Raw genomic sequence first — 22,353 nt, 5'->3', positions numbered from 1 at the left:
GTTGCCATTCTAGGCAAAACTCTGGCAAAGATAATCAGGGCATAATCCACTTATACTTTTCACATAAAATGAACAATTAGAATGGAAGCTATCCCATGGACAAGATCAAGGCCATGCAGACCTTCGTGCGCATCGTCGAGGCCAACAGTTTTTCCAAGGCGGCCGAGACCTTGAATTTGCCGCGCGCGGCGCTGACGGCCACCCTGCAGAAGCTGGAAGCCTACCTGGGGACGCAGCTGCTGCAGCGCACCACGCGCCGTTTGTCCCTGACCCCGGAAGGGGCCGAGTACTTTCGCCATTGCATCGATATTTTGAAAGCCGTCGATACGGCGGAACTGGCCTTCCGTGGTCCGGACGCGAAAAAACCGCGTGGTTTGCTACGTATCAACCTGCCCAATACGGTGGGCCGGCGCCTGGTCATTCCCCATATCGCGCAATTCCACGCCGCCTGGCCGGACGTGCAATTGCAGCTGAGCCTGACGGACCGCCTGGTCGACCTGACGCAGGAAGGCATCGATTGCGCCTTGCGCGTAGGCACCCTTCAGGATTCCGCCTTCATCGGCAAGCAGGTCGGCCTGATGCGCTTCGTCACGTGCGCGTCCCCCGCTTACCTGGCGCGGCACGGCACGCCGCACACCCTGGCCGACCTGGCGGCGCACAGCGGCATCATGCATTACTCGGGCCGCACGGGGCGCGCCTTCGACTGGGATTTCCAACAAGGCAAGGAGGTCGTGCGCGTGCAGATGGGCGGCCCCATCGCCGTCAACGACGCGGACGCCAGCGTCGCTTGCGCCTTGCAAGGACTGGGCCTGGCGCAGGCGGCCCAGTACCAGGTGCGCCAACATCTGGACAGCGGCGCCTTGGTAGCCGTGCTGGCCGATCACCCGCCGACGCCCATGCCCATGTCGCTGCTGACGCCGCAAGGCCGCCTGGCCACGCCCAAGCTGCAGGCGTTTGCCGGCTGGCTTACGACCCTGCTGGCTGCCCAGCCCGACGTGCAACTGCCCACGCACAAAATCTGAGGCAAAAAAAAGCCCGCTGCGAGAGCGGGCTGAATCTATTTTCTTGGAGGAGAATAGAGGAGACAATGCATTATGCTGCGTCGCGGCATATCAATCCAATTGATTGTTGGAATGATAGAAATACGCGAAACAGATAACTCCCCCCTTACTCCACGCTCATTACTTCGATGTCGCCGCCACCGGCGTCGCCTTGACATCGGCTGCATACGGCAAGACCTTGGACGCCAGGCGGGTATCGGCCTTGATCAGCGCCACTTCATCGGCCAGGATGCGCGCCGCTTCGTTCAGCAGCACGTCCTTGGCGCTCTTGGCAGCCGTTTCAGCGTCCAGCTCGGCACTCAGCGCCCGTTCGTCGCCCTGCAAGCCATCGTCGGTGCGCAAGGCGCCCTTCACGGCGGCGATCTGCTTGGCCGTCTTGTTGGCCGCTTTCGCGCCCTTCAGCACGTCTTTCGGATCGGGAATCACCACCAGGTCATCGGCAGGATTCGAAATCTGCGCGATCAGGCGTTTTTCACGGGTCTTGGCGCGCGCTTCCTGGGCATCGCGCTCCTTGCGGCGCACGGTTTCATTGAGCGAAATCTGGTTTTCCTTGCGCTGCTTGACGACAAGGGCGATGTCATCGAGCAAGTACTGGAAATCCTTGTCCTTGGCCACGCGCGCATCATGCTTCTTATCCAGCAACGGCACGATCTCCTTCAGGTCGCCCGTCGGCATGTAGGGCGCCGGCTTGATGGCCACCCATGGCAGGGCATTGTCATAGCTCGATTCGCCGAAGTTTTCCGCGTCCGACATGGCCGGCAGCTTGATGTCAGGCGTGACACCGCGCAACTGTGTGGTGCCGCCATTGATGCGGAAGAACTGGGCGATGGTCATTTTCAGCTCGCCGAAACGGGCTTTCTCGCTGCCGCCGAAACGGTCGAGGTTGAACAAGGTCTGCACGGTGCCCTTGCCGAAGCTGCCTTCGCCAATGATGACGCCACGGCCATAGTCTTGCACGGCGGCGGCGAAAATTTCCGAGGCCGAAGCCGAGCCGCGGTTGATCAGCACGCCCATCGGGCCATCCCAGGCCAGGCCGGCATTCGTATCGCTTTCCACTTCGACCTTGCCTTCGGCATTGCGCTGCATCACGACCGGGCCCTTGTCGATGAACAGGCCCGTCAGTTCGACGGCTTCGTTCAGCGAACCGCCGCCGTTGTTGCGCAAGTCGATCAAGACGTTGTCGACCTTGTCCTTCTTCAACTCGCCCAGCAAGCGGGTGACGTCGCGCGTGGCGCTCTTAAAGTCCTTGTCACCACGGCGGCGCGCTTCAAAGTCCTGGTAGAACGTCGGCAGGGAAATGACGCCGATGCGGCGCTTGACGCCATTTTCACGCACTTCGATGATGGATTTCTTCGCCGCCTGCTCTTCCATGCTGATTTTCTTGCGCACCAGCGGCAAGACCACGTGCTTGGCATCGGGGCCGGCGTCGGCCGGCAGGATGTCGAGGCGCACCACGGAATCCTTGGCGCCGCGGATCAGCTGCACCACGTCGTCGATGCGCATGCCCAGCACTTCGGTGATGGGGCCGCTTTCGCCCTGCCCCACGCCGACGATGCGGTCGCCCACTTTCAGCTTGCCCGACAAGCCGGCAGGGCTGCCCGGCACGACTTCGCGCACCACCGTGTATTCGTCGCGCGTCTGCAGCACGGCGCCGATACCTTCGAGCGACAGCCGCATGGCGATGTCGAAGTTATCCGAAGCGCGCGGGCCCAGGTAATTGGTATGCGGTTCGATCGACATGGCGTACGAGTTCATGAAGATCTGGAACACGTCTTCGCTGTTGAGCTTGCGCGCACGGGTCGTGTAGCTTTCATAGCGCTTGTCCAGGGTCTCGCGGATGGCTTTGTCTTCCTTGCCCGCCAGTTTCAGGCGCAGCCAGTCGTTCTTGACGCGCTTGCGCCACAGGTCGCGCACTTCCTCGTCGTTCTTCGGCCAGGCGGCCTTTTCGCGGTCGAGCTGGTAGCTCTCGTCGGCCGTAAAGTCGAACTTGGTTTTCAGCAATTCACGCGCATACGCCATGCGCTCGTCGAAACGCTGCTGGTACAGGTTATAAATGGCAAACGGCGCCGTCAGGTCTTCATTGATGATGGCGTCATCGAGCTTGGTGCGCAAGGGCGCGAAGCGGTCGACATCGGCCTGCACGAAAAACAGCTTTTCCGCGTCCAGGGACTTGAAATAACGGTCGAAGATTTTTTCCGACATGGCGTCGTCGAGCGGCGTGGCCTTGTAATGGACGCGCGTCAAGACGCGCGATGCCCACAAGGCGGCCTGCGTTTGCTGGGCCAGCGGCTTCATGGGTAGCGGAGGAGCGGCGCTCTTGTCCGTCTGGGCTGCGCCAGCGTTGGCTGACAGGGCAAGCACCAGGGTGACCAGCATCATTTGCTTCTTCATCGGCTTCTCCGAAAATTAGTTGAATCAATTCCAGGCGGCGCAGCTATGCATGCGCCAGCCAGCAAGACAGTAAGGGGAATACACGACTGGTCTGCATATTATTCTACAGGATACGGCCTGGCAGTCTCCCAAGGAATATCAGTTTCTTCCTGGAAGCTTAAACGCGAATTAAGGTCGGCGTCTCATTCATTACAAAGTGAAACATTCGTGAGAAAAATTACATCGCCCATCGGCGCCAAAGATCAAATGCCTCATTGAAATCTAAAAAGTCAATAGGCCGTTTTTATAATCCTTGATACGGATGATGTTTTTACGCGAAAAATTGATTCCTGCGGGAAACACTTAGTAACAAAACGCAAGCAACATGCTATCATCGCGCCCTGAAATCCAGCTTGCCTGTGCGCGGCTCCCAACGCCGGCGCGCCTCAGTTTCAACAGTATTCCCCACCAGATCCCCTCCCCGCGTGTCATGTCATGACCAGGAATGGCCGAGCTGATTACCATTTGCCAGACTCACACTATGCCTACAAAATCATTCTCCCCCCGCCACTGGAGTGTCGGCGGCAAGATCACCATTTTTACCTTTGCCCTGGTCAGCCTGATCCTCGCCAGCCTGACGACCTTGATCAGCATCCGCACCTCCGCTGCGCTGGAACAGCGCGCCGAAGCGGCCGTCACCAGCGAACTCAATAGCGTCATGACCACCACGGAAGTGTTTCACACGGCCATGGTCAACGAGGCGGCCAGCTTTGCGCGCCTGTTCGCGGCCGAATTTCCCGGCCCGTTCACGGTCGACGCGGGCGCCATGGTGGCCGTCGCCGGCAAGGCCACGCCAGCGCTGGCCAACGGCGGCAAGGTACTCAATCTCGACACGGCCGTGGTCGACCGCTATACGGCCCAGACGGGCGTGATCGCCACCATTTTTGCCGCCAACGGCGATGAATTCGTGCGCATCAGCACCTCGCTGAAAAAACAGGATGGCGAACGGGCCATCGGCACCCAGCTCGACCACAACCACCCCAGCTATGCGCCGCTGCGCGCCGGCCAGCGCTTCGTTGGCATGGCAACACTGTTTGGCAAGCAATACATCACGCAATATGACCCCGTGCGCGATGCGGGCGGCAAGGTGGTGGGTGTGCTGTTCATCGGCCTCGATATCAGCAAGAATCTGGCCATGCTGAAAGAGAAGATTCGCCAGGTCAAGATCGGCCAGACGGGCTACATCTATATCGTCGACACGGCCCCCGGCGCCAATTACGGCCACCTGGTGCTGCACCCGAACAGCGAAGGCAAGAGCGCGCTCGAGTTCAAGGCCAGCGATGGCCGCATGTTCATCCAGGAAATGCTGGCGCAAAAAGACGGCGCCATGCGCTATACGTGGACGGCGCCCGGTGAAACGAGTGCCAGCGCGCGCGAAAAGCAGCTGTATTACCGCCAGTTCAAGGATTGGCAATGGATCATCGCGGGCGGCACGTTCACGGACGAGATCACCCTCGAAGCGCGCCAGATGCGCAACCAGCTGGCCGTTTCCGGCTTCATCGCCCTGCTCGTCTTCGCCCTGCTGCTGTACTGGCTGGTGCGCACCCTCGTGTCGCGCCCGCTGGCCGCCGCCGAAACGGCCGCCGCGCAAATCGCCGCCGGCGACCTGACGGTGCACCTCGATACCAGCAGCCTGGACGAAATCGGCCGCCTGCTGCTGGCCATGAACCGCATCAGCGACAACCTGTCGCAAGTGGTCAGCAATGTGCGCGGCAGCGCCGGGCAGATCGCCACGGCGTCCGGTGAAATCGCCAGCGGCAACCTGGACTTGTCGAGCCGCACGGAGCAGCAAGCCAGTTCACTGGAAGAAACGGCCGCCTCGATGGAAGAACTCAGTTCCACCGTGCGCCAGAATGTCGATCACGCGCAGCAGGCAAGCCGGCTGGCGCATGACTCGTCCAGCCTGGCAGCCGAAGGCGGCGCCGCCGTGGCGCAAGTGGCCAGCACCATGGACGCCATCCGCAGCTCCTCCGGCAAGATCGCCGACATCATCGGCGTCATCGACGGCATCGCCTTCCAGACGAATATCCTGGCCTTGAACGCGGCCGTGGAAGCGGCCAGGGCCGGCGAACAGGGACGCGGCTTTGCCGTCGTCGCCACAGAAGTGCGCACCCTTGCGCAGCGCTCGACGGCAGCGGCGAAAGACATCAAGGATTTGATCCAGGCGTCCGCCAGCACGGTGGATCTGGGCCACGCGCAAGTGAGCCAGGCCAGCGCCACCATGGACACGGTAGTGGCCAGCGTGCAGCAAGTGAGCACCATCATGGCCGAAATCGCCCAGGCCAGCGAAGAGCAGCGCAGCGGCATCGAGCAAGTCAACCAGGCCATCGCCCAGATGGACCAGGTGACCCAGCAGAATGCGGCCCTGGTGGAAGAAGCGGCCGCGGCCGCCGACGCCTTGCAGGAACAGGCGCAGGAGCTGAACCAGGTAGTGGGCGTGTTCAAGCTGTAAGTGCAATCCGGGTGCTAAGATGGGGCAGAATCCACCTCCCCAGGAGAGACCATGCACGACGACTACGTTTTAATTGCCCGGCTGATGATCCCCACGGATGCCCACGTCATCCGTGGCTGCCTGGCAGCGGCCGGCATCGACGTGCTGCTGACGGATGACCAGCACATGCAGGCCGACATGCTGCTCGCTGCCGCCATCGGCGGCGCCCGCGTCATGGTGCGCGAGCACGACGTGGCGCGCGCGAATGACATCCTCGCCGCCTTCGAGCGGGGTGATCTGGCGCTGGCGGACGATGCCGACGTGGGCGCGCCCGTCGCCGATTAATTTACGAGTAGAAACAGCGCCCGCACGCCTGGCGGTAACTCTCATTGCCGCCAATACTGATCTGTTCGCCTTCCTTGATGCGGCGGCCTTGCTCATCCACGCGGATGTTCATCGTGGCCTTCTTGCCGCAAGTACAAATATTCTTCAATTCCTCGATATCGTCGGCCAGCGCCAGCAGATAGGCCGAGCCGGGGAACGGTTCGCCCTTGAAATCCGTGCGCAAGCCGTAGCAGATGACGGGCACGCCCTTCACTTGCGCCAGCTGGTGCAGCTGCTGCACCTGGGCCGTGCTGAGAAATTGCGCTTCGTCCACCAGCAGGCAGGCTACTTGCGGGATATCGTCGAGGAAATTCGTGTCGGCATGGAAGATATCGACCTGGCGCTGCGGGCCCAGGCGCGACGTTACTCTGCCCACGCCGTAGCGGCTGTCGATGGCGGCCGTGTACAGGCGCACCTGCTGCCCCTGCTCTTCATAGTTGTGCGCGACCTGCAACAAGGCCGTCGACTTGCCCGCGTTCATCGCGGAATACCGGAAATAAAGTTTTGCCACTGCCGCCTGCCCTGTTCGTCTGGTTTTTCAGGATACTGTTCAGTACCTTTTCGAGGCGTGATTATAAATCGCAATGGCGGGCTTGCGGCAGCTTAATAGTCGTGTCTTTGGCGCGGCAAGCGGGTAAAAAACGGCGCATACTCGAAGCGCGAACCTTGCAGCCGATATGCGAACGGCGCATATGCAAGCATATAAACATTCGTTCGCTGCACTCGTCCACCCGCCTACACTGCGCGGCACGGAAGGCGGCTCGGGACACAATCCGGAGCCGTTGTTTCTCTGACAGGAGCTACCATGAATGATCGAATGCCATCCCCACCCCAGCCGCCAGCGCTATACACGCTGATCGGCAATACCCCGCTGGTCGAAGTGACCAGGCTCGACACGGGCCTGTGCCAGCTGTTCCTGAAACTGGAATCGCAAAATCCCGGCGGTTCCATCAAGGACCGCATCGGCCTGTCTATCATCGAAGCGGCCGAAGCGGACGGCCGCCTGCAGCCGGGCGGCACCATCGTCGAGGCTACGGCCGGCAATACCGGCATCGGCCTGGCCCTGGTCGGCCGCATCAAGGGCTACCGCGTGATTCTCGTCGTGCCCGACAAGATGTCGACGGAAAAAGTGCTGCACCTGAAAGCCTTGGGCGCCGAAGTGCACACCACGCGCTCGGACGTGGGCAAGGGCCATCCCGAGTACTACCAGGATTACGCGGCGCGCCTGGCGCGCGAGCTGCCGGGCGCCTTCTTCGCCGACCAGTTCAACAATCCCGCCAATCCGCTGGCCCACGAAACGACGACGGCCCCTGAAATCTGGGAGCAGAGCGGCCATGACGTGGACGCCATCGTCGTCGGCGTCGGTTCGTCCGGCACCCTGACGGGCCTGACCCGCTACTTCCGCAAGGCGCAGCCGAAGCTGGAATTCGTGCTGGCCGACCCGCAAGGCTCCATCCTCACCGAATACATCGACACGGGCAAAGTGTCGGACACGAGCGGCTCGTGGGCCGTGGAAGGCATCGGCGAAGATTTTATCCCGTCGATCGCCGACATGGACAGCGTGAAAAAAGCCTACACCATCACGGACCAGGAAAGTTTTGATTCCGCGCGCGCTCTGCTGCTTGCCGAAGGCATTTTAGGCGGCTCGTCCACCGGCACCCTGCTGGCCGCGGCCCTCAAGTACTGCCGCGAGCAGACGACGCCAAAGCGCGTCGTCACCTTTGTGTGCGACACGGGCACGCGCTACCTGTCGAAGGTCTACAACGACGGCTGGATGCGCGACCAGGGCCTGTTGCAGCGGGCCGTGTCGGGCGACTTGCGCGACCTGATCGGACGCCGCTATGACGAGGGCGACGTCGTCAGCGTGGCGCCTAGCGACACCCTGCTCACGGCCTTCAACCGCATGCGTGCCAGCGACCTGGCCCAGTTGCCCGTCATCGACGGCGGCCAGCTGGTCGGTATTCTTGACGAATCGGACTTGCTGCTGCACGTCTCCGGCGACGCCGCCCATTTCGCCTCGCTGGTGGGCGCCACCATGACGACACAGCTCGAAATCCTGGCGCCATCCAGTGGCTTGCCCGCCCTGCGCGCCACCCTGGACCGGGGCTTGACGGCCGTCGTCGCCGACGATGCCGCCTTCTATGGCCTGATCACCCGCTTCGACCTTCTCAACCACTTACGCAGGACACTATCTTGAGCCAGGAAACCACCCGCAAGAGTCATCTCGCCACGCGTGTCATCCACGCCGGCCAGTCGCCCGACCCGTCGACGGGCGCCATCATGCCGCCCATTTACGCCACCTCCACCTTCGTGCAGGACAGCCCCGGCGTGCACAAGGGCCTCGATTATGGCCGCTCGCACAATCCCACGCGCTGGGCGCTCGAACGCTGCGTGGCCGACCTGGAAGGCGGTAGCGCGGCCTTCGCGTTCGCCTCGGGCCTGGCCGCTATTTCCTCCGTGCTGGAATTGCTCGATGCGGGCAGCCATATTGTCGCCGGTGACGACATGTACGGCGGCACCTACCGTTTATTCGAGCGCGTGCGCCGCCGCTCGGCCGGCCACGAATTCACGTATGTGGATTTGACCAATCCCGAGAATCTGCTGGCCGCGCTGCGCCCGGAAACGAAGATGGTGTGGGTGGAGACGCCCACCAACCCCATGCTGAAACTGGCCGATTTGCGCGCGATTGCCGACATCTGCCGCGCGCGCGGCATCATCGCCGTGGCCGACAACACGTTTGCCAGCCCGCTGGTGCAGCGCCCTCTGGAACATGGCTTCGATATCGTCGTGCATTCGACCACCAAGTACTTGAACGGCCACTCGGACATTATCGGCGGCATCGCCATCGTCGGCGCGGAAGAACGCCAGGCGGAATGGCGCGAGCAGCTGGGCTTTTTGCAAAACTCGGTAGGCGCGATTGCCGGCCCGTTCGACAGCTTTTTAGCTTTGCGTGGCGTCAAGACCCTGGCCATCCGCATGCAGCGCCATTGCGAAAGCGCCCTGGCCCTGGCGCAGTGGCTGGAGCAGCAGAAGGAAGTGCGCAAGGTGTTCTATCCGGGGCTGAAATCGCATCCGCAGCACGCGCTGGCGCAGCGCCAGATGGATGGTTTCGGCGGCATCATCTCGATCGACCTCGATACGGACCTGGCCGGCGCGCGCCGCTTCCTCGAGCGCTGCGAAGTGTTCGCCCTGGCCGAAAGCCTGGGCGGCGTGGAAAGCCTGATCGAACACCCTGCCCTGATGACGCATGCCAGCATTCCCGCCGAGCAGCGGGCAAAGCTGGGCATCGGCGACGGCTTGATCCGGCTGTCGGTGGGGATTGAGGATATCGAGGATTTGCGCCATGACCTGCGCACGGCGCTCGACGCAATCTGATCGTCCCGGCGCTTATTTTCCAGGGTGGTAGCGGCGCTCCAGGTGCTGTTCCACCTGCTCCGGATAAAACAGTACCTCCTTGAACTCGCCCCGCACATACATGGCCGCCTGGTCCTTGAAGTGGGGCGACTTCGGGTCGCCACTCTGGCCGCCGGCAAGAATGCTTTTCGCCTTGATGCGGGGGCCAAATTCCACTGCCGCGACAAAGCTGTTGCCGCGCTCGCCATAGATCCGTCGCGTCGTGCTCTTGCTGCTCTGGCCATACGCGGCCAGCGCGCCCCAGTTGCCCGACGCGTAAGGCACGGGCAAGCTGGCTTGCGCATCGTCAAACGGCTGCACCACGTCGCCCGTCAGGCGCTGGAAGCGGTTGATCTCGCCCCACGGCGTTTGCCAGCTACCGAAATCGCGCTGCAGTTTATCCGCCGCCGTCGCCAGGGCAGCCAGCCGCTGCGCCGCCGTGACCTTGTCCGTCGCCAGGAAATCGACCACGGGCACGCCCTGCTCGCGCGCCTGCTTGCCCGTCAGTTCCGCCAGTTCCTGGCCCCAGAACACGGCCAGCGAGGTGGCTGTCGACGTCAGCGCATAGCGCCAGTCCCAGGCCCGCAACAAGGCCACCTTGTCGGCCAGCGCCAGCTTTTGCGCGTCGCCGGCCGGCAGCGCATCGTATGCCGCGAACAGTGGCGGCAGCAGCGTTTCAAACGCCGTCAATTCGCTGTCGTAGGAAGCGGCGATCAGGCTGTCGAGGGTAAAGCCTGTTTTATTTTGAAAGACCTTGACGGCATGCAGGCCGCGCGCGTTTTCGCCGTACACGGACATGTAGGCGGGGTAATCGCTCTGGCGCGGGCTGTTGGCGCCGGCCGCCGAATACGGCCAGTTGTTCGTGTTCTGGATCCAGCCATTTTTCGGATTGAACAGGGTGATGGTTTGCGCCACCGTGTGCAGCCCTTTCCATTCCGTGGCCGGATCGCTGCCGTCGACGGGCTGCTTCCAGTTGAAGCGAGGGTCGCGCACAGGGATGAAATTGCCGTGAAAGTAGGCGATATTGCCGTCCGCATCCGCATACACCGTATTGTTCGACGAATTCGTGCGCAGTTCCATCGTCTGGTAAAACGCAGCATAATCGCGTGCCTTGGTGCGCGTATACGACTGTATCAAGGCTTTCAACGGTTCGTTCATCAGGCGCACCGCCACCCATTTTCCATCCTGCGCACGCACGATGGGGCCGTGGTGGCTGTAGTAGACGGTGATGGTTTTCGATGCCACGCCGCCATCGGCCAGTTTATATCGCAAGGTGATGGGCACGGCTATCAAGGGACGCTGGCCGCCGTCATAGCGGTAGAACCATGCGCCATCGTGGTCGACGATGCTTTCCAGGTATTCGTCGATGACGTCGCCGCCGCCCGAGGTGTGCATCCAGCCCAGGCGCTCGTTAAAACCCTGGTAGACGAAGAACTGGCCCCAGGTGACGGCGCCATACGCGTTCAAGCCTTCGCCGCTGGTAACCTGCACTTCGGGACGGAAGTAGAACGAGGTGTGCGGGTTGATCATCAGCAGCGCGTGGCCATTTTGCGTGATGGCGGGCGCGATGGCGAAGCCGTTGGAGCCGCTCGGCTCTGGCTCCAATCCAGTTTCCACGCTGGCCAGCGCCACGGCGGCCGGCCTGGCCTGTTGGCCATAAAACGCTTCGAGCTGTGCCAGATTGATCGATTCGATATCGCCGCCGATGCTGCCCTCGCTGAAGCTCAGGGCCATCCACGGCTCGAAATGCGTGATCAGCTTGGGTTTGACGTGCGGATGCGTGGCCAGGTAAAAATTCAGGCCATCGGCAAAGGCATCCATCAATTTGCGCAGCCACGGCGGGCTGGCGCGGTACTGCGCCTGCAGCTCAAGCGGATCGATGAAGAGCTTCATGCGCAGGTCGCGGTACAGCTCCCGTTCGCCGTCCACTTCCGCCAGCCGTCCCATGGCGTTGATGTAATTGAGTTCCACGCGGGGGAAATCGTCTTCGGCCTGCGCATACATCAGGCCAAAGACGGCATCGGCATCCGTCTTGCCCGTCACATGGGGCACACCCCACGTATCGCGCGCGATGCTGACATTGGCCGCCTGCGCCTGCCAGCGCGCCATGTCCGTGACAGAAACGGCGGGCGCCGCCAGCACCGGAGGAGCGGCGGCGACGCCGCAGGCGATGGCGGCGAACAAGGCGCGGCGAGCTGGCATGCACTACTCCATTAGTCAGGATGCGTCGATTAAAGCGGCGATGCGCTGGTTCAACTCCACATTTTCCGCCTGCAGCTGCGCCACCCGCTGTTTCAGGCTGGCGATCTCGCCGCGCAGGCGCTCCGCTTCGGACGGCGCCTGGGCCGCGTTGTCCGCCCACGGCTCGTTGCCCGTCTCCGGCGTATCCTGCGACACGTGGGGTGCCTTCGGCTCGCGCGGCGTGCGCGTGGCGGCGCGCTGTTCGCGGATTTCCTTGGCCGCCTGGCGTAATAATTTCTTGCCGCCGGCGACGGCCGCCACCTGCTCTTCCGGCGGCAGGGACGCCACGGTGGCCGCCGCATTGATGGAGATCGTGCCCGAGCGGACGGCTTCCACCAGTTCCGGCGAGGCCGCCTTCTGGATCTTCTCGATCTGGCTGATCTGGTTGCTGCTCAACCGCGCCGCCTTGGCCACTTCTTCCCGCGTGCTCATGGGTGGCTTGGGCGCGTTTTCACCTTCCGGCGCATCCTGGGCGCTGACGGGCGCCGGGCTGCGCGCGGCGACGATTTCCTTCTTGCGCAGGGCCAGCACGCCGCGCTGGAAGTCCGACACGCTGCGGCGCGCCAGGTGATTGTCGATCATCCACAGCATGACGTCGTCGAGCGAGGTAAAGCTGGTGTTCTGGATGGTCTTGAATTCGATGCCGTGCTGGCGGCAGATAGCGTAGCGGTTATGCCCGTCGATCAGCACGTCGTTCCACAACACCAGCGCGTCGCGGCAGCCTTCGGCCAGCAGGCTGCGCTCGAGCGCCGCGTACTCGCTGGCGGTGAGCGGGTCGATATACGACTGCAGCACCTGATTGATAGTGATATTCATGGTTGTCCTCAATATTGCGGCGCGATGGTCCGCGCCGGCACGAATGCTACACCATCCACCGCCCCTGGCCGGGTAAAATCACGGCGGCACAGCTCATACAAAAACACGGACCATGAAAAGAAAGTACGCCACCGCGATCATTTTTAGCGTCGCCGCTATCGGCTTCACCTGGGTCAGCCCCTACATCGCCATGTACCGCATCAGCATCGCGGCGAAATCCGTGCGCCTGGAAAACCTGGCGCAGCAGGCGGACCTGCCCGCCGTGCGCGCCAGCGTGGCGCGCCAGTTGCGGGCGGCCGGCGAAACGGCCAGCGAAGACGATTTCAAGGAAATGCTCGACACCATCGTCTCGCCGCCCGGCATCACGGTATTGATTCTGCACGGCAAGCAGGGGACGGACGGCAAGCGCCACGACTTCGGCATGGCGTACCGCTCGTGGAACGAAGTGGTGTTGCGGCGCAGCGGCGCCGGTCCCGCCGCCAGCCAGTTTTTGCTGCGCCGCCATGGCATCTGGGACTGGAAACTGACGGACATTACCTTGCCGCCAGAATTACTCTGACGAAACTTGATCTAAAACAACACTTACCTAAACCGCTATGTTGACTTTGGGAAATATTATGTAGAATGCCAACACTTCAGGCGCACCGGGTCGCCAGGCATCCGAGAGATCGCACGATGAAAAGAATGATGCTTCTCGCTGTAGTGGCACTGGTCGCGCTGGCCGGCGTCTTCTATGGCAGCCCGTATTTCACCATGAACGAGATCCGCGCGGCGACCATGGACGAGGATAGCCAGGCCCTGGCTGCGCATATCGACCTGCCCCAGCTGCGCGGCAGCCTGGGGCAACAACTGCACACCCTGTTCTCGGCGCCCGAAGTGGCCGACGACATCAGCCCCGACGTCATTGACCCCTTGCTCGATACCATGCTGATGCCAGAGGGCATCGTCGCCTTGATGAAGCTCAATGACCGCTACGAAAAGCCGATCGCCAAGGTCAGCGACATCAGCGGCCGCAAGCGCAACACCAAGCCCGACTACAAACTGCGCTACACCTCCTGGGACAGCGTCGTGGTGCAGCGCGCCCACAGCAAAAGCCATATCGGCGAACTGACCCTGACGCGCGACGGCCTGTGGCGCTGGAAACTGGTGTCGGTAGCCCTGCCGAAGAACTTGCTGGCCGACGCGTAAGGCGCCGGCGCAGCCTTCTTCTGCGGCGATCAGCGACGGTCCGTCACCCTACCCGTCGTATCGGCAAACCAGCGGCTATGCGACACCACTTGCAGCGCGCCGGCAGCCACCTGCCCCGCCAGCCATGCCAGCAGCTCATCGATGACAGCATACGAAGTCTGGTAGTCGGACGTTGGCGTCCTGACGATATCGTGGCCGTTGACAAACACAAAGCTGCCGTCGTCCACCGCCGTCTGGATCGCCGCCTGGACTTGCGCAAAGCTGGCGTCGTTTGTCAGGTTGACCAGGGACGTATTGAGGATGTACGCATCCTTGTCATTGCCAGAGAAAAACACCTGGTCAAAGCCGCGCTCTGCCGTATAGCCGGCGCCGCGCGCCGACAGGAAGCCGGCGGCGCGCATGGCGTCGATGGCCGTATTGGTCCACAACGATTCGACCCACGCGTGGTGCGATGGTCCGTCGCCGCCGATACCGGCCGCGCGCATCTGGTCGCGCCCCACCTGCAGTGCGGTGACGTACTGTGCAGAACCCTGTACCGCCACATTGTCGTGCACGCTCTGGTGCAGGGTAAAGTCGAACAGGCGCGACGGATCGTCGAAACGCGCCTTCATGCGCTCGGCCGACATGTAATCGGATTGCCCCAGCAGCGACGTGACGATGGCAAACGAAGCGGGCAAGTCATAATATTTCAGCCGCTCCATCAGATACGTATCCCAGGAGGCATAACCATCGTCAAAGGACAAGATGACAGTGGGCAATTTACGCTTCGGCAACGCCGCAAGCATGCCCAGCCAGATTGTTTCCGGCTGCGTCGTGGCTGCCGTCAGCTGCACGGTAAATTTCCCGCGCGACAGGTTTTGTGCCGTGGGCGTGCCCTCGCAATCGAGCGGCGTGGCCAGCTTGGGCACCCACCACGCATTGTCGACGAACATCAATGTGTCAGCGGCGGCGGAACCGCCGTAATGCAAGGCATTCAGGAAGCCGGACCAGAAACTGCTGTAATCGCTGTTCCCCAGGTAAATCATGCCACCCGTCTGCATGATGGCGGCATTCGTCGAGCGCAGGGCGAAGGAAAAGCGTTGCAAGTCCCAGTTGAACGGGATGCGCGGCTGTCCCTTGCCGGCAGCGCCTGTCGTTCCCACTTTGACGACAGTACCGGCAGGCAATCCGGCAGGCAGGTCGATGCGCAAGGAGGGGTAGCCATCCTTGAACGACACGGCGGCATCGAGCGACACCGTGCAGCCTGGCGTCACATCGCTGTCCCAGAAGGACAGATCGTGCGTGGGCATGAATTCCAGCGGCGTATTGGTAACCGGCGGCGGTGGCATGGAAAAGCGGGGCGGTGCGTCATGATACTGGCTGGACATGGTGCGGCTTTCAGGGAGACTGTGCCTGGTGGCCGCTGAAATGCACACCTTGCAACAGAAAAGATATAAGAAATATATTATTTCTCGCAGGATTTCTTTCCTCGAGTAATTATCAACTATACCAAAGCATTGCAATTATGAACATAATAATTGCAAATATTTTATGATGCCCAGGATTGCCTCTGTCGTACCCGTGCTACAGGCCCGTGCACACAAGGATAGGCTGCTCCAGCACTGCTATCATCAAGCTTTGATTTTCATCGGAGGCAGCATGTCAGACTTGGTACAACACGCACTGGCCCACGCGGGCAAACCGGCCACCACGCCCTGGGTAGTGACCCTGATCAGTGGTGAAAAACTCACCGGCCCCATTTCCCCGCTCAGCGACGGCTGCTACGCCATCGGCCTGGGACAAATCAAGTATTTTTCCAGCGACAAGGTCGCCTGCCTGAATGTATCGGGCGCGGGTGCGTTCCCCATTTGACCTGTCCGCTCAATGTGCGGCTGCCTGACACAAGCCGCCAGGCGCCCGCTGCTGCGAATATAGGTGGCGATGCATGAAAGGTAATACTGGCTCAGCGCAGCATGCCAGCCAGGAAACCTTGTCGCATTCCGGCAACAAGGCACTCGCGAAAAAAGGCAGCACTCCCCTGTTGTATTTCCCACATCCGGACACGATTGGCATCACCGCATCAGCCCTGATTTTGTGCCTCCGCAGGGAGTGCGCCTGGCAATCTCGGTGTCCTTTCTACTGGCACAAGCCTGGCGGCATCCCACTATGCACCCGCCCGATATTGACGACAAATACGATTTTATTCGCGTATTCAGTCGAAATGGATATGAATAGTTGTCACTGGAAAATGGCATGAATACCAAAACTTTCCGTGCTAGCATGATTTTTCGTCTAGCGGACTTGCGCCTGCCTGGACCTTACGAACAACCTTGACCGACAGGAGCCGTTTCATGATGACACCGCATGCCAGCACCGTACGCCACACCCTGATTACCCTGGCAATCACTGCCGCCTTTCCCCTGCAGGCGATGGCGCAGGCACAGGACAGCGTCCCGGCGCCTGCCGCTCCGGCGGCGCAGGCTGGTCCCGGCCAGCTGGAAACGGTGATCGTGACGGCGCAGCGGCGCGCGGAAAACATCAAGGACGTGCCCATGTCGATCGCCACCCTGAAAGGCGACAAGCTCGACACCCTGACGGCCGGCGGCGCCGATATCCGCTTCCTCAACAGCCGCTCGCCCAGCGTCTCCGTCGAATCGGATTACGGCCGCACCTTTCCCCGCTTCTACATTCGCGGCCTGGGCAATACCGACTTCGACCTGAACGCCTCGCAGCCCGTGGGCCTGGTGATGGACGACGTGGTGCAGGAAAACGCCATGCTGAAAGGTTTTCCCGTGTTTGACGTCGATCAGGTCGAGGTGCTGCGCGGCCCGCAAGGCACCTTGTTCGGCCGTAACTCGCCGGCCGGCGTGATCAAGTTCGATTCCGCCAAACCCGTCTTCAAGACGGAAGGCTACCTGAGCGGCGGCTTCGGCAAGGATGGCATGAAGAACCTGGAAGGCGCCTTCAACGTGCCCGTCAGCGACACGGTCGCCCTGCGCTTTTCCGGCCAGACGCAGCGCCGCGACGACCGCGTGCACAACCCGCGCCCGACCGGCACGCGCGACTTCGAAGGCTATGAAGACAGCGCCGCCCGCCTGCAGGTACTGGTCAAGCCCACGCGCGACTTCAGCGCCCTGTTCAACGTGCATGCGCGCAACCTCGACGGCACGGCCACCTTGTTCCGTGCCAACATCCTGAAACAGGGCACGAATGACCTGGTCGACGGCTTTGATTACGATAACTACCCGACCGACGGCATCAACCGCCAGCACCTGAAAACCAAGGGCGGCAGCATGCGCCTGAAATGGGACTTGCCCGGCGTCACCCTGCATTCGATCACCGGCTACGAAAAACTCGATTTCTTCAGCCGCGCCGACGTCGACGGCGGCTATGGCGCCGTCTATGCGCCACCGATGGGCCCGGGCTTCATCCCCTTCGTCGTGGAAACGGCCGACGTGATTCCCAACCACAAGCAGATTTCGCAGGAATTCCGCGCCGAATCATCTGCCCGCGGCCCGCTGCAATGGATAGCCGGCCTGTTCTACTTCAAGGAAGATATCCAGATCGACAGCATCAGCTTTGACAGCCTGGCGCCCGGCAATCCGCAAAACAGCGCCTACGCTACGCAAAACCAGAGCTCGAAGTCGTACGCGGCCTTCGGCTCGCTCAACTACACGGTCTCGGACGCGCTGAAACTGCGCGCCGGCCTGCGCTACACGACGGACAAGAAGGACTTCTCGGCCAAGCGCGTGGAAGCGACCACGGCCGGCCCCTTCAACCTGAACGACACCTCGCACAACATCAGCTGGGACTTGAGCGGCACCTATGTGCTGACGCCGGAAACGAACGCCTACGCGCGCATCGCCACCGGCTACCGCGCACCGTCGATGCAGGGCCGCCTGAACGGCCTGGCCGACCGCCCCTCGTTTGCGGGCGCCGAGAAAGCGCTGTCCGTCGAGGCCGGCATCAAGCAGGACTTGTTCGACAAGCGCGCGCGCCTGAGCGTGGCCGTGTTCCAGTACCGCGTCAAGGACAAGCAACTGACGGCCGGCAGCGGCGCGGTCAACATGAACCAGCTGATCAACGCCGACAAGGCCACGGGCCGTGGCGTGGAACTCGATTTCCAGGCTAACCTCAGCGATTCGCTCAGCATGACCCTGGGCGGCAGCTACAACCACACGGAAATCCAGGACAAGAAGCTGTTCGTGCAAAGCTGCGGCAACGCGCAAAACAACCCGGCCAGCGGCTGCACCGTCACCGATCCGCTGGGCCCTTTCAAGGGCACGGCCTACATCGACGGCAACCCGCTGCCGCGCGCGCCGGAATGGCAAACCAACTTCACCCTGAAATACAGCATTCCCCTCGCCAATGGCGAGTTCTACGCCTACACGGACTGGGCCTATCGCACCAGCTACAACTTCTTCCTGTACGAAGCGAAGGAATACAAGGCCAAGGAACTGCTGGAAGGCGGCTTGCGCGTCGGCTACAAATGGGATCGCTATGAACTCTCCGCGTACGGTCGCAACATCACCAACCAGATCCAGTCGCTGGGCGCCATCGATTTTGATAACCTGACAGGCATCATCAACGAACCACGCACGTATGGGGTGCAGTTCAAGGCGACGTTTTGAGGGCGGGTAGATAAAACCGGACTGCACGGCTCAGGCGCAGGATGGCGTGATGCGCATCACCTGTGCTAGAATCTCGCCGCGCTGCCCGGATGGTGAAACTGGTAGACACTGGAGACTTAAAATCTCCCGCCTGTAAGGGCGTGCCGGTTCGATTCCGGCTCCGGGCACCAGCGCACAGAATTCAGAAACATCAAAAAAGCCATTAAACCCCAGGGATTAATGGCTTTTTTTACGTCCCGAGATTCCTGTTACCCCATATTAAACCCGACAAAAACCAGCAGCGATTACGCCAAATTTGCGCCTGATTACGCCTCAACGAGCGGGATGCATGGCTTCATTCAGGAAACGGGTTGGCGGTTGGCGGGCAGTAGTCGCCATCCTCCGCAGACGGGAATGTAAAACATTCAGTACCGAGGCCGAGGCCTGGGCGTTGGAACGCGAGACCGAAGTCCGACGCGGCGCCGACAGTGGCATCGTCGTCGGGAAAAGCTGCGGCGACGCATTCGACCGGTACCCGTGGCCCCATGCCTTGGCGAATACACCGCTAGCCAATTATGCAATTGGTATAGCGCCGTGGTCGAGCCGTCTGCCCGCCGCCGCCCGGCGTGTTTCACCTCGCTCCCATTCTGCGATGAGATAAGTGGATGATCAACCTGGTACGCAACTTCCTTGAGGCGAGATTGTTTACGTAGATCCTAGTGTTCATGCCATGCATCCTAACGCCCCAAGGATGCCATCATCGTGACGGTTTTCGATAGAGGATAGATGCAAGAGTTCCAACAATTTAGAGTGGCTCACGGTAGGTCTTTCAGGGCATGCAAAAATCTTTGATTCCGGCCTCCGTACTTAATTAAAAATATTTTCTTATTTGTGTAAATGTGTGTAATTTCATAGATTTTATACTGATAACATGAATCAATAATTCATTCATCCAAAAAAAAATTTCATAGAGCAAGTACAAAATCGATAGCAACTCCCATGAAATATTTCATCAGCTATTAGCCAACATTAAACATAAAATATTACATTGCGGTCTCTTTTGAATTTTTCTTCATTTTCATATGTAGATGTAAATGCAAATGTAGATGTAGATGTAGATGTAGATGTAGATGTAGATGTAGATGTAGATGTAGATGCAGATGCAGATGCAGATGCAGATGTTTTTAATATGTTTTCTGATCGGCCATGCAGCATAGGCCTTATGATATTTATTTCATATCCAATCAATTTAACATTAGAGGCATAAAAAATGAGCGACCAATCTTTCGATTTAAAACAGGTAGAAGCAAGTAACATAAATCCTGTGTCAGCTGGCATTTCAGCCGGCTTCAGCATTACTCTTCACGAATATCAAGGCAAGGCGTACATTAACTGGTCAGAAAACTTTCCAGGCATGGTAAGACTTGCCGTTGCCATATACAGTGGCAATCCGCCAAGTAATCCGGGAGCATGGTTAAGTGCGACAGAGATAACCAACTCAGCCGCCGGCTCCTGGAATTCGGGGCAAAACTGGGGTACTGGTTACTCCGCAGCTTTGTTGGGTGTGAACGCGACTAATAATGCATGGATTTATATCGGCTGCAACACTACCGTAACCGTTTAGTTCAATGATGCGGTGGCTGCGTTTTTATGTGGCGGCCACCAAAAAAATATCTGCATTAAAAATCCAGCAGCTCTCTACAATTACAGCCGGCATTTACAGGTCGGATCAATATAGTGGCCACTATAAATTGGTGGCGCATGTGCCATGACATAGAGTGGCTCATGGCATGAAAGTCATCATTCACAGCACGTGGAACTAAGCACACGAAAAGCCGCTCAAAGTGCGTCAAATCGCGTGCCCCCTCTTCGCCTTTGTCCGATCAAGGCCAGCGATTGTCGGACCTGCCCCTCGCTCGGGCTGCAGCCCCGGCCAGCGCTTGAAGGCATGCTCGATGGCCTTGGCGGTGCCGCTGCGGCACTGTCCGGCAGCGTACCGATTGCCGTTTTTGCCAGTATTACTTGAACATACAGGCGCCTTGTTGCACAATCAGCCATTTTCCTGGTGGGAGTTGCACGATGAGTGAGCTGAAAGCGGTCGGCGCCCTGGCGATGGCAGGTATGCCGGCCAGCAAGGTTGAGGACGATAAAACGCCGCAGCCGGCCAGTGCCGCGCACGTTGCGAACTGCGCCAACTGCCAGGCACCGCTGGGCGGCGCGTTTTGCCAGGCCTGCGGCCAATCGGCCCACGTCCACCATTCGTTGCTGCACCTGGCCGAAGAAGTCGTGCACGGCATCCTGCACTTCGACGCCAAGGGCTGGAAGACGATCCCGCTGCTGGTGGCCTTTCCTGGCCGTCTGACGCGCCGCTACATCGACGGTCAGCGCAAGAACTATGTTTCGCCGCTCGCGCTGTTCCTGTTCATGGTGTTCCTGACCTTCTTCGCCACCTCGTTCGGCGGCGGCAAGCTTCTCACCCGCGACGCCAATATCGCCTCGCTGACAAAACACGCCGCGTCCGCCAAGCTCAAGGTCGAGCGCAATGAGCTGGCGCTGGAGGAGGCCCGCAAGGCCGATATCGGCGTCGCTGGTGTCGAGAAGGCGCTGGCCGTTTCGCGCAAGCTGCACCACGAAGCCGAGCAACGCCTGCTGCACGTCGTGTCGCCCGAAAAAGCGACCGGTGAAGAAGCACTTGAGCTGACAGAGCCCGGTTGGTTCGACAAGACTGCCGCCAGGATCGCGTCCAGCCCGCCCAATCCCAACGCCATGTTTCCGGAGCTGGAAAAAAGCTTTCATCACGCCGCAGAGAATCCCGAGCTGGCGTTTTACAAGTTCAAGAACACGGCCTACAAGTTCTCGTTCCTGCTGATCCCGATCTCGCTGCCCTTCATGTGGCTGATGTTTTTCTGGAAGCCAGGCGTGGCCATGTACGACCATGCGGTCTTCGTGCTGTACTCGCTGTGCTTCATGTCCTTGCTGTTTACCGTGCTGATACCGCTAGCGATGCTCAACCAGGGCTGGCTGATCGCATTGCTGGTGTGCCTGGCGCCGCCCCTGCACATGTTTCTGCAGCTACGCGGCACCTACAACCTGGGCAAATGGGGCGCGCTGTGGCGCACTTGCATGTTGCTGCTGGCGGCCAACCTCGTGCTTGGCGTGTTCCTCGTGCTGGTGTTGATGAAGAGCATGCACTAGCGTCACAAGGTCGGGCCATGTCCTGAGGTCGCAATACCCGGTAATGATGCAAGAGTGTGAAGATAAATGATGCTTGGAGTACAGACACCAAGACATAGGCTAAAACCATCAGTCCTCATGCGCCTTCGACCATCACGCAAATTTGAGTCCAAAGAGCCCTGCTGTATAGAAGACAGGTGTGGCGGGGGTCTGGATACCATCCCTCTTGCCATTCGGCGCACACATGAACAGCTTGCGAACGTTGCCCGGCCCCTTGCTTTCGCGCATGACCTGGCGCAGCTTGTCCGGGTCCAGGGATAAGATGATTTCAATGCTGAAAAGCTGCTTTTAATCAATATTATCGATTACAGGACGAATAAACTTCCAGGCAGGACGCAGCAATGATATGCATGGAGGGCTGGACCATCGAGGTAGCCGCCGGTGAGGTGGGATCCTTTCACTGGTCGTTGGCCGACAGCGGCAACTGGTATGACTTCTCGGTCACCTGCAATACTCAGAAGACTTTCCGGCGCCGCGTCGCAGGGCGAATCGAGAATGGCAAGGATTCCGTAAGCGACCCAACCCTGGGACGTGCATAACTCAAAAACTGCTCCTGACTTGATAAGGCTGCGGCACACGGTCCACC

The 22,353-nt window shown here is 60.3% G+C and carries 19 protein-coding genes and 1 tRNA gene; 15 read left to right on the top strand and 5 right to left on the bottom strand.

Annotated elements, in window-relative coordinates; translation table 11 throughout:
* Positions 1-95 precede the first annotated feature (95 nt).
* Positions 96-1,022: a LysR family transcriptional regulator gene (locus CSQ93_RS15525; protein ID WP_099378800.1), complete on the top strand. Its 927-nt coding sequence runs from the start codon at positions 96-98 to the stop codon at positions 1,020-1,022.
* A 159-nt stretch (positions 1,023-1,181) separates the two neighbouring features.
* Here CSQ93_RS15525 and CSQ93_RS15520 read toward each other — a convergent pair whose 3' ends face one another.
* On the bottom strand, positions 1,182-3,452 hold the full coding sequence (locus tag CSQ93_RS15520) for a carboxy terminal-processing peptidase (RefSeq protein ID WP_099378799.1): 2,271 nt from the start codon (positions 3,450-3,452) through the stop codon (positions 1,182-1,184).
* Between the two features lie 520 nt (positions 3,453-3,972).
* Between CSQ93_RS15520 and CSQ93_RS15515 the strand changes: the two genes are divergently transcribed.
* A complete protein-coding gene (locus CSQ93_RS15515) occupies positions 3,973-5,943 on the top strand; it encodes a methyl-accepting chemotaxis protein (protein WP_199534423.1) in 1,971 nt (656 codons plus the stop codon).
* Positions 5,944-5,994: 51 nt separating this feature from the next.
* Positions 5,995-6,267, top strand: coding sequence for a putative signal transducing protein (locus CSQ93_RS15510; protein WP_099378798.1), 273 nt, complete (start codon positions 5,995-5,997; stop codon positions 6,265-6,267).
* Between the two features lies 1 nt (position 6,268).
* On the opposite strand, the gene CSQ93_RS15505 is transcribed toward CSQ93_RS15510, so the two are convergent.
* Positions 6,269-6,817, bottom strand: coding sequence for a thymidine kinase (locus CSQ93_RS15505; protein ID WP_034755172.1), 549 nt, complete (start codon positions 6,815-6,817; stop codon positions 6,269-6,271).
* 294 nt (positions 6,818-7,111) lie between these two features.
* Here CSQ93_RS15505 and CSQ93_RS15500 point away from each other — a divergent pair, with 294 nt between their 5' ends.
* Positions 7,112-8,503: a pyridoxal-phosphate dependent enzyme gene (locus tag CSQ93_RS15500; protein WP_442778330.1), complete on the top strand. Its 1,392-nt coding sequence runs from the start codon at positions 7,112-7,114 to the stop codon at positions 8,501-8,503.
* The gene (locus tag CSQ93_RS15495) at positions 8,500-9,681 is read left to right on the top strand and encodes a trans-sulfuration enzyme family protein (protein WP_099378796.1); all 1,182 of its coding nucleotides are present in this window, start codon (positions 8,500-8,502) and stop codon (positions 9,679-9,681) included. Before CSQ93_RS15500 ends, CSQ93_RS15495 begins: the two co-directional genes overlap by 4 nt.
* 12 nt (positions 9,682-9,693) lie before the next feature.
* Here CSQ93_RS15495 and CSQ93_RS15490 read toward each other — a convergent pair whose 3' ends face one another.
* Positions 9,694-11,901, bottom strand: coding sequence for a penicillin acylase family protein (locus tag CSQ93_RS15490; protein ID WP_099378795.1), 2,208 nt, complete (start codon positions 11,899-11,901; stop codon positions 9,694-9,696).
* Between the two features lie 15 nt (positions 11,902-11,916).
* Entirely contained in the window at positions 11,917-12,756 is an 840-nt protein-coding gene (locus CSQ93_RS15485) for a hypothetical protein (RefSeq protein ID WP_099378794.1), read from the bottom strand.
* Between the two features lie 112 nt (positions 12,757-12,868).
* On the opposite strand from CSQ93_RS15485, the gene CSQ93_RS15480 reads away from it, so the two are divergent.
* A complete protein-coding gene (locus tag CSQ93_RS15480; RefSeq protein WP_099378793.1) occupies positions 12,869-13,315 on the top strand; it encodes a DUF2939 domain-containing protein in 447 nt (148 codons plus the stop codon).
* 125 nt (positions 13,316-13,440) lie between these two features.
* Positions 13,441-13,944 carry a DUF2939 domain-containing protein gene (locus CSQ93_RS15475; protein ID WP_158300208.1) on the top strand — a complete coding sequence of 168 codons (504 nt, stop codon included), beginning with the start codon at positions 13,441-13,443 and terminating at the stop codon, positions 13,942-13,944.
* 29 nt (positions 13,945-13,973) lie between these two features.
* Here the strand turns inward: CSQ93_RS15475 and CSQ93_RS15470 are convergent, their stop codons facing one another.
* Entirely contained in the window at positions 13,974-15,311 is a 1,338-nt protein-coding gene (locus CSQ93_RS15470) for a polysaccharide deacetylase family protein (protein ID WP_099378791.1), read from the bottom strand.
* Positions 15,312-15,582: 271 nt separating this feature from the next.
* Between CSQ93_RS15470 and CSQ93_RS15465 the strand changes: the two genes are divergently transcribed.
* The 8 genes from CSQ93_RS15465 (at position 15,583) to CSQ93_RS15435 (ending at position 22,306) form a co-directional block, all read left to right on the top strand.
* Positions 15,583-15,795 carry a hypothetical protein gene (locus CSQ93_RS15465; RefSeq protein ID WP_010399127.1) on the top strand — a complete coding sequence of 71 codons (213 nt, stop codon included), beginning with the start codon at positions 15,583-15,585 and terminating at the stop codon, positions 15,793-15,795.
* A 73-nt stretch (positions 15,796-15,868) separates the two neighbouring features.
* Complete coding sequence (locus CSQ93_RS28890; RefSeq protein ID WP_158301252.1) at positions 15,869-16,180, top strand: hypothetical protein; 312 nt, start codon at positions 15,869-15,871, stop codon at positions 16,178-16,180.
* Between the two features lie 97 nt (positions 16,181-16,277).
* Positions 16,278-18,554: a TonB-dependent receptor gene (locus CSQ93_RS15460; RefSeq protein ID WP_099378840.1), complete on the top strand. Its 2,277-nt coding sequence runs from the start codon at positions 16,278-16,280 to the stop codon at positions 18,552-18,554.
* Between the two features lie 83 nt (positions 18,555-18,637).
* A tRNA-Leu gene (locus CSQ93_RS15455) sits at positions 18,638-18,724 on the top strand.
* A gap of 869 nt (positions 18,725-19,593) precedes the next feature.
* Positions 19,594-19,800: a hypothetical protein gene (locus CSQ93_RS15450; protein ID WP_099378789.1), complete on the top strand. Its 207-nt coding sequence runs from the start codon at positions 19,594-19,596 to the stop codon at positions 19,798-19,800.
* 3 nt (positions 19,801-19,803) lie between these two features.
* On the top strand, positions 19,804-20,157 hold the full coding sequence (locus CSQ93_RS28885; protein WP_158301251.1) for a hypothetical protein: 354 nt from the start codon (positions 19,804-19,806) through the stop codon (positions 20,155-20,157).
* Between the two features lie 455 nt (positions 20,158-20,612).
* Positions 20,613-21,728, top strand: coding sequence for a DUF3667 domain-containing protein (locus CSQ93_RS15445; protein WP_099378788.1), 1,116 nt, complete (start codon positions 20,613-20,615; stop codon positions 21,726-21,728).
* A gap of 380 nt (positions 21,729-22,108) precedes the next feature.
* A complete protein-coding gene (locus CSQ93_RS15435; protein ID WP_099378787.1) occupies positions 22,109-22,306 on the top strand; it encodes a phospholipase domain-containing protein in 198 nt (65 codons plus the stop codon).
* Positions 22,307-22,353 lie beyond the last annotated feature (47 nt).

This window comes from Janthinobacterium sp. BJB426, from assembly GCF_002735705.1.
Lineage (GTDB): Bacteria > Pseudomonadota > Gammaproteobacteria > Burkholderiales > Burkholderiaceae_D > Janthinobacterium.
This window is presented reverse-complemented; position numbering and strand designations above follow the sequence as displayed.

What these genes read in the sequence shown, in the direction of transcription:
- CSQ93_RS15460 (WP_099378840.1), top strand. Translation starts at nt 16,278, where the DNA reads ATGACACCGCATGCCAGCACCGTACGCCACACCCTGATTACCCTGGCA.
- CSQ93_RS15500 (WP_442778330.1), top strand. Translation starts at nt 7,112, where the DNA reads ATGAATGATCGAATGCCATCCCCACCCCAGCCGCCAGCGCTATACACG.
- CSQ93_RS15490 (WP_099378795.1), bottom strand. Translation starts at nt 11,901, where the DNA reads ATGCCAGCTCGCCGCGCCTTGTTCGCCGCCATCGCCTGCGGCGTCGCC.
- CSQ93_RS15470 (WP_099378791.1), bottom strand. Translation starts at nt 15,311, where the DNA reads ATGTCCAGCCAGTATCATGACGCACCGCCCCGCTTTTCCATGCCACCG.
- CSQ93_RS15515 (WP_199534423.1), top strand. Translation starts at nt 3,973, where the DNA reads ATGCCTACAAAATCATTCTCCCCCCGCCACTGGAGTGTCGGCGGCAAG.
- CSQ93_RS15475 (WP_158300208.1), top strand. Translation starts at nt 13,441, where the DNA reads ATGATGCTTCTCGCTGTAGTGGCACTGGTCGCGCTGGCCGGCGTCTTC.
- CSQ93_RS15465 (WP_010399127.1), top strand. Translation starts at nt 15,583, where the DNA reads ATGTCAGACTTGGTACAACACGCACTGGCCCACGCGGGCAAACCGGCC.
- CSQ93_RS15525 (WP_099378800.1), top strand. Translation starts at nt 96, where the DNA reads ATGGACAAGATCAAGGCCATGCAGACCTTCGTGCGCATCGTCGAGGCC.
- CSQ93_RS28885 (WP_158301251.1), top strand. Translation starts at nt 19,804, where the DNA reads ATGAGCGACCAATCTTTCGATTTAAAACAGGTAGAAGCAAGTAACATA.
- CSQ93_RS15435 (WP_099378787.1), top strand. Translation starts at nt 22,109, where the DNA reads ATGATATGCATGGAGGGCTGGACCATCGAGGTAGCCGCCGGTGAGGTG.
- CSQ93_RS15480 (WP_099378793.1), top strand. Translation starts at nt 12,869, where the DNA reads ATGAAAAGAAAGTACGCCACCGCGATCATTTTTAGCGTCGCCGCTATC.
- CSQ93_RS15520 (WP_099378799.1), bottom strand. Translation starts at nt 3,452, where the DNA reads ATGAAGAAGCAAATGATGCTGGTCACCCTGGTGCTTGCCCTGTCAGCC.
- CSQ93_RS28890 (WP_158301252.1), top strand. Translation starts at nt 15,869, where the DNA reads ATGAAAGGTAATACTGGCTCAGCGCAGCATGCCAGCCAGGAAACCTTG.
- CSQ93_RS15485 (WP_099378794.1), bottom strand. Translation starts at nt 12,756, where the DNA reads ATGAATATCACTATCAATCAGGTGCTGCAGTCGTATATCGACCCGCTC.
- CSQ93_RS15510 (WP_099378798.1), top strand. Translation starts at nt 5,995, where the DNA reads ATGCACGACGACTACGTTTTAATTGCCCGGCTGATGATCCCCACGGAT.
- CSQ93_RS15445 (WP_099378788.1), top strand. Translation starts at nt 20,613, where the DNA reads ATGAGTGAGCTGAAAGCGGTCGGCGCCCTGGCGATGGCAGGTATGCCG.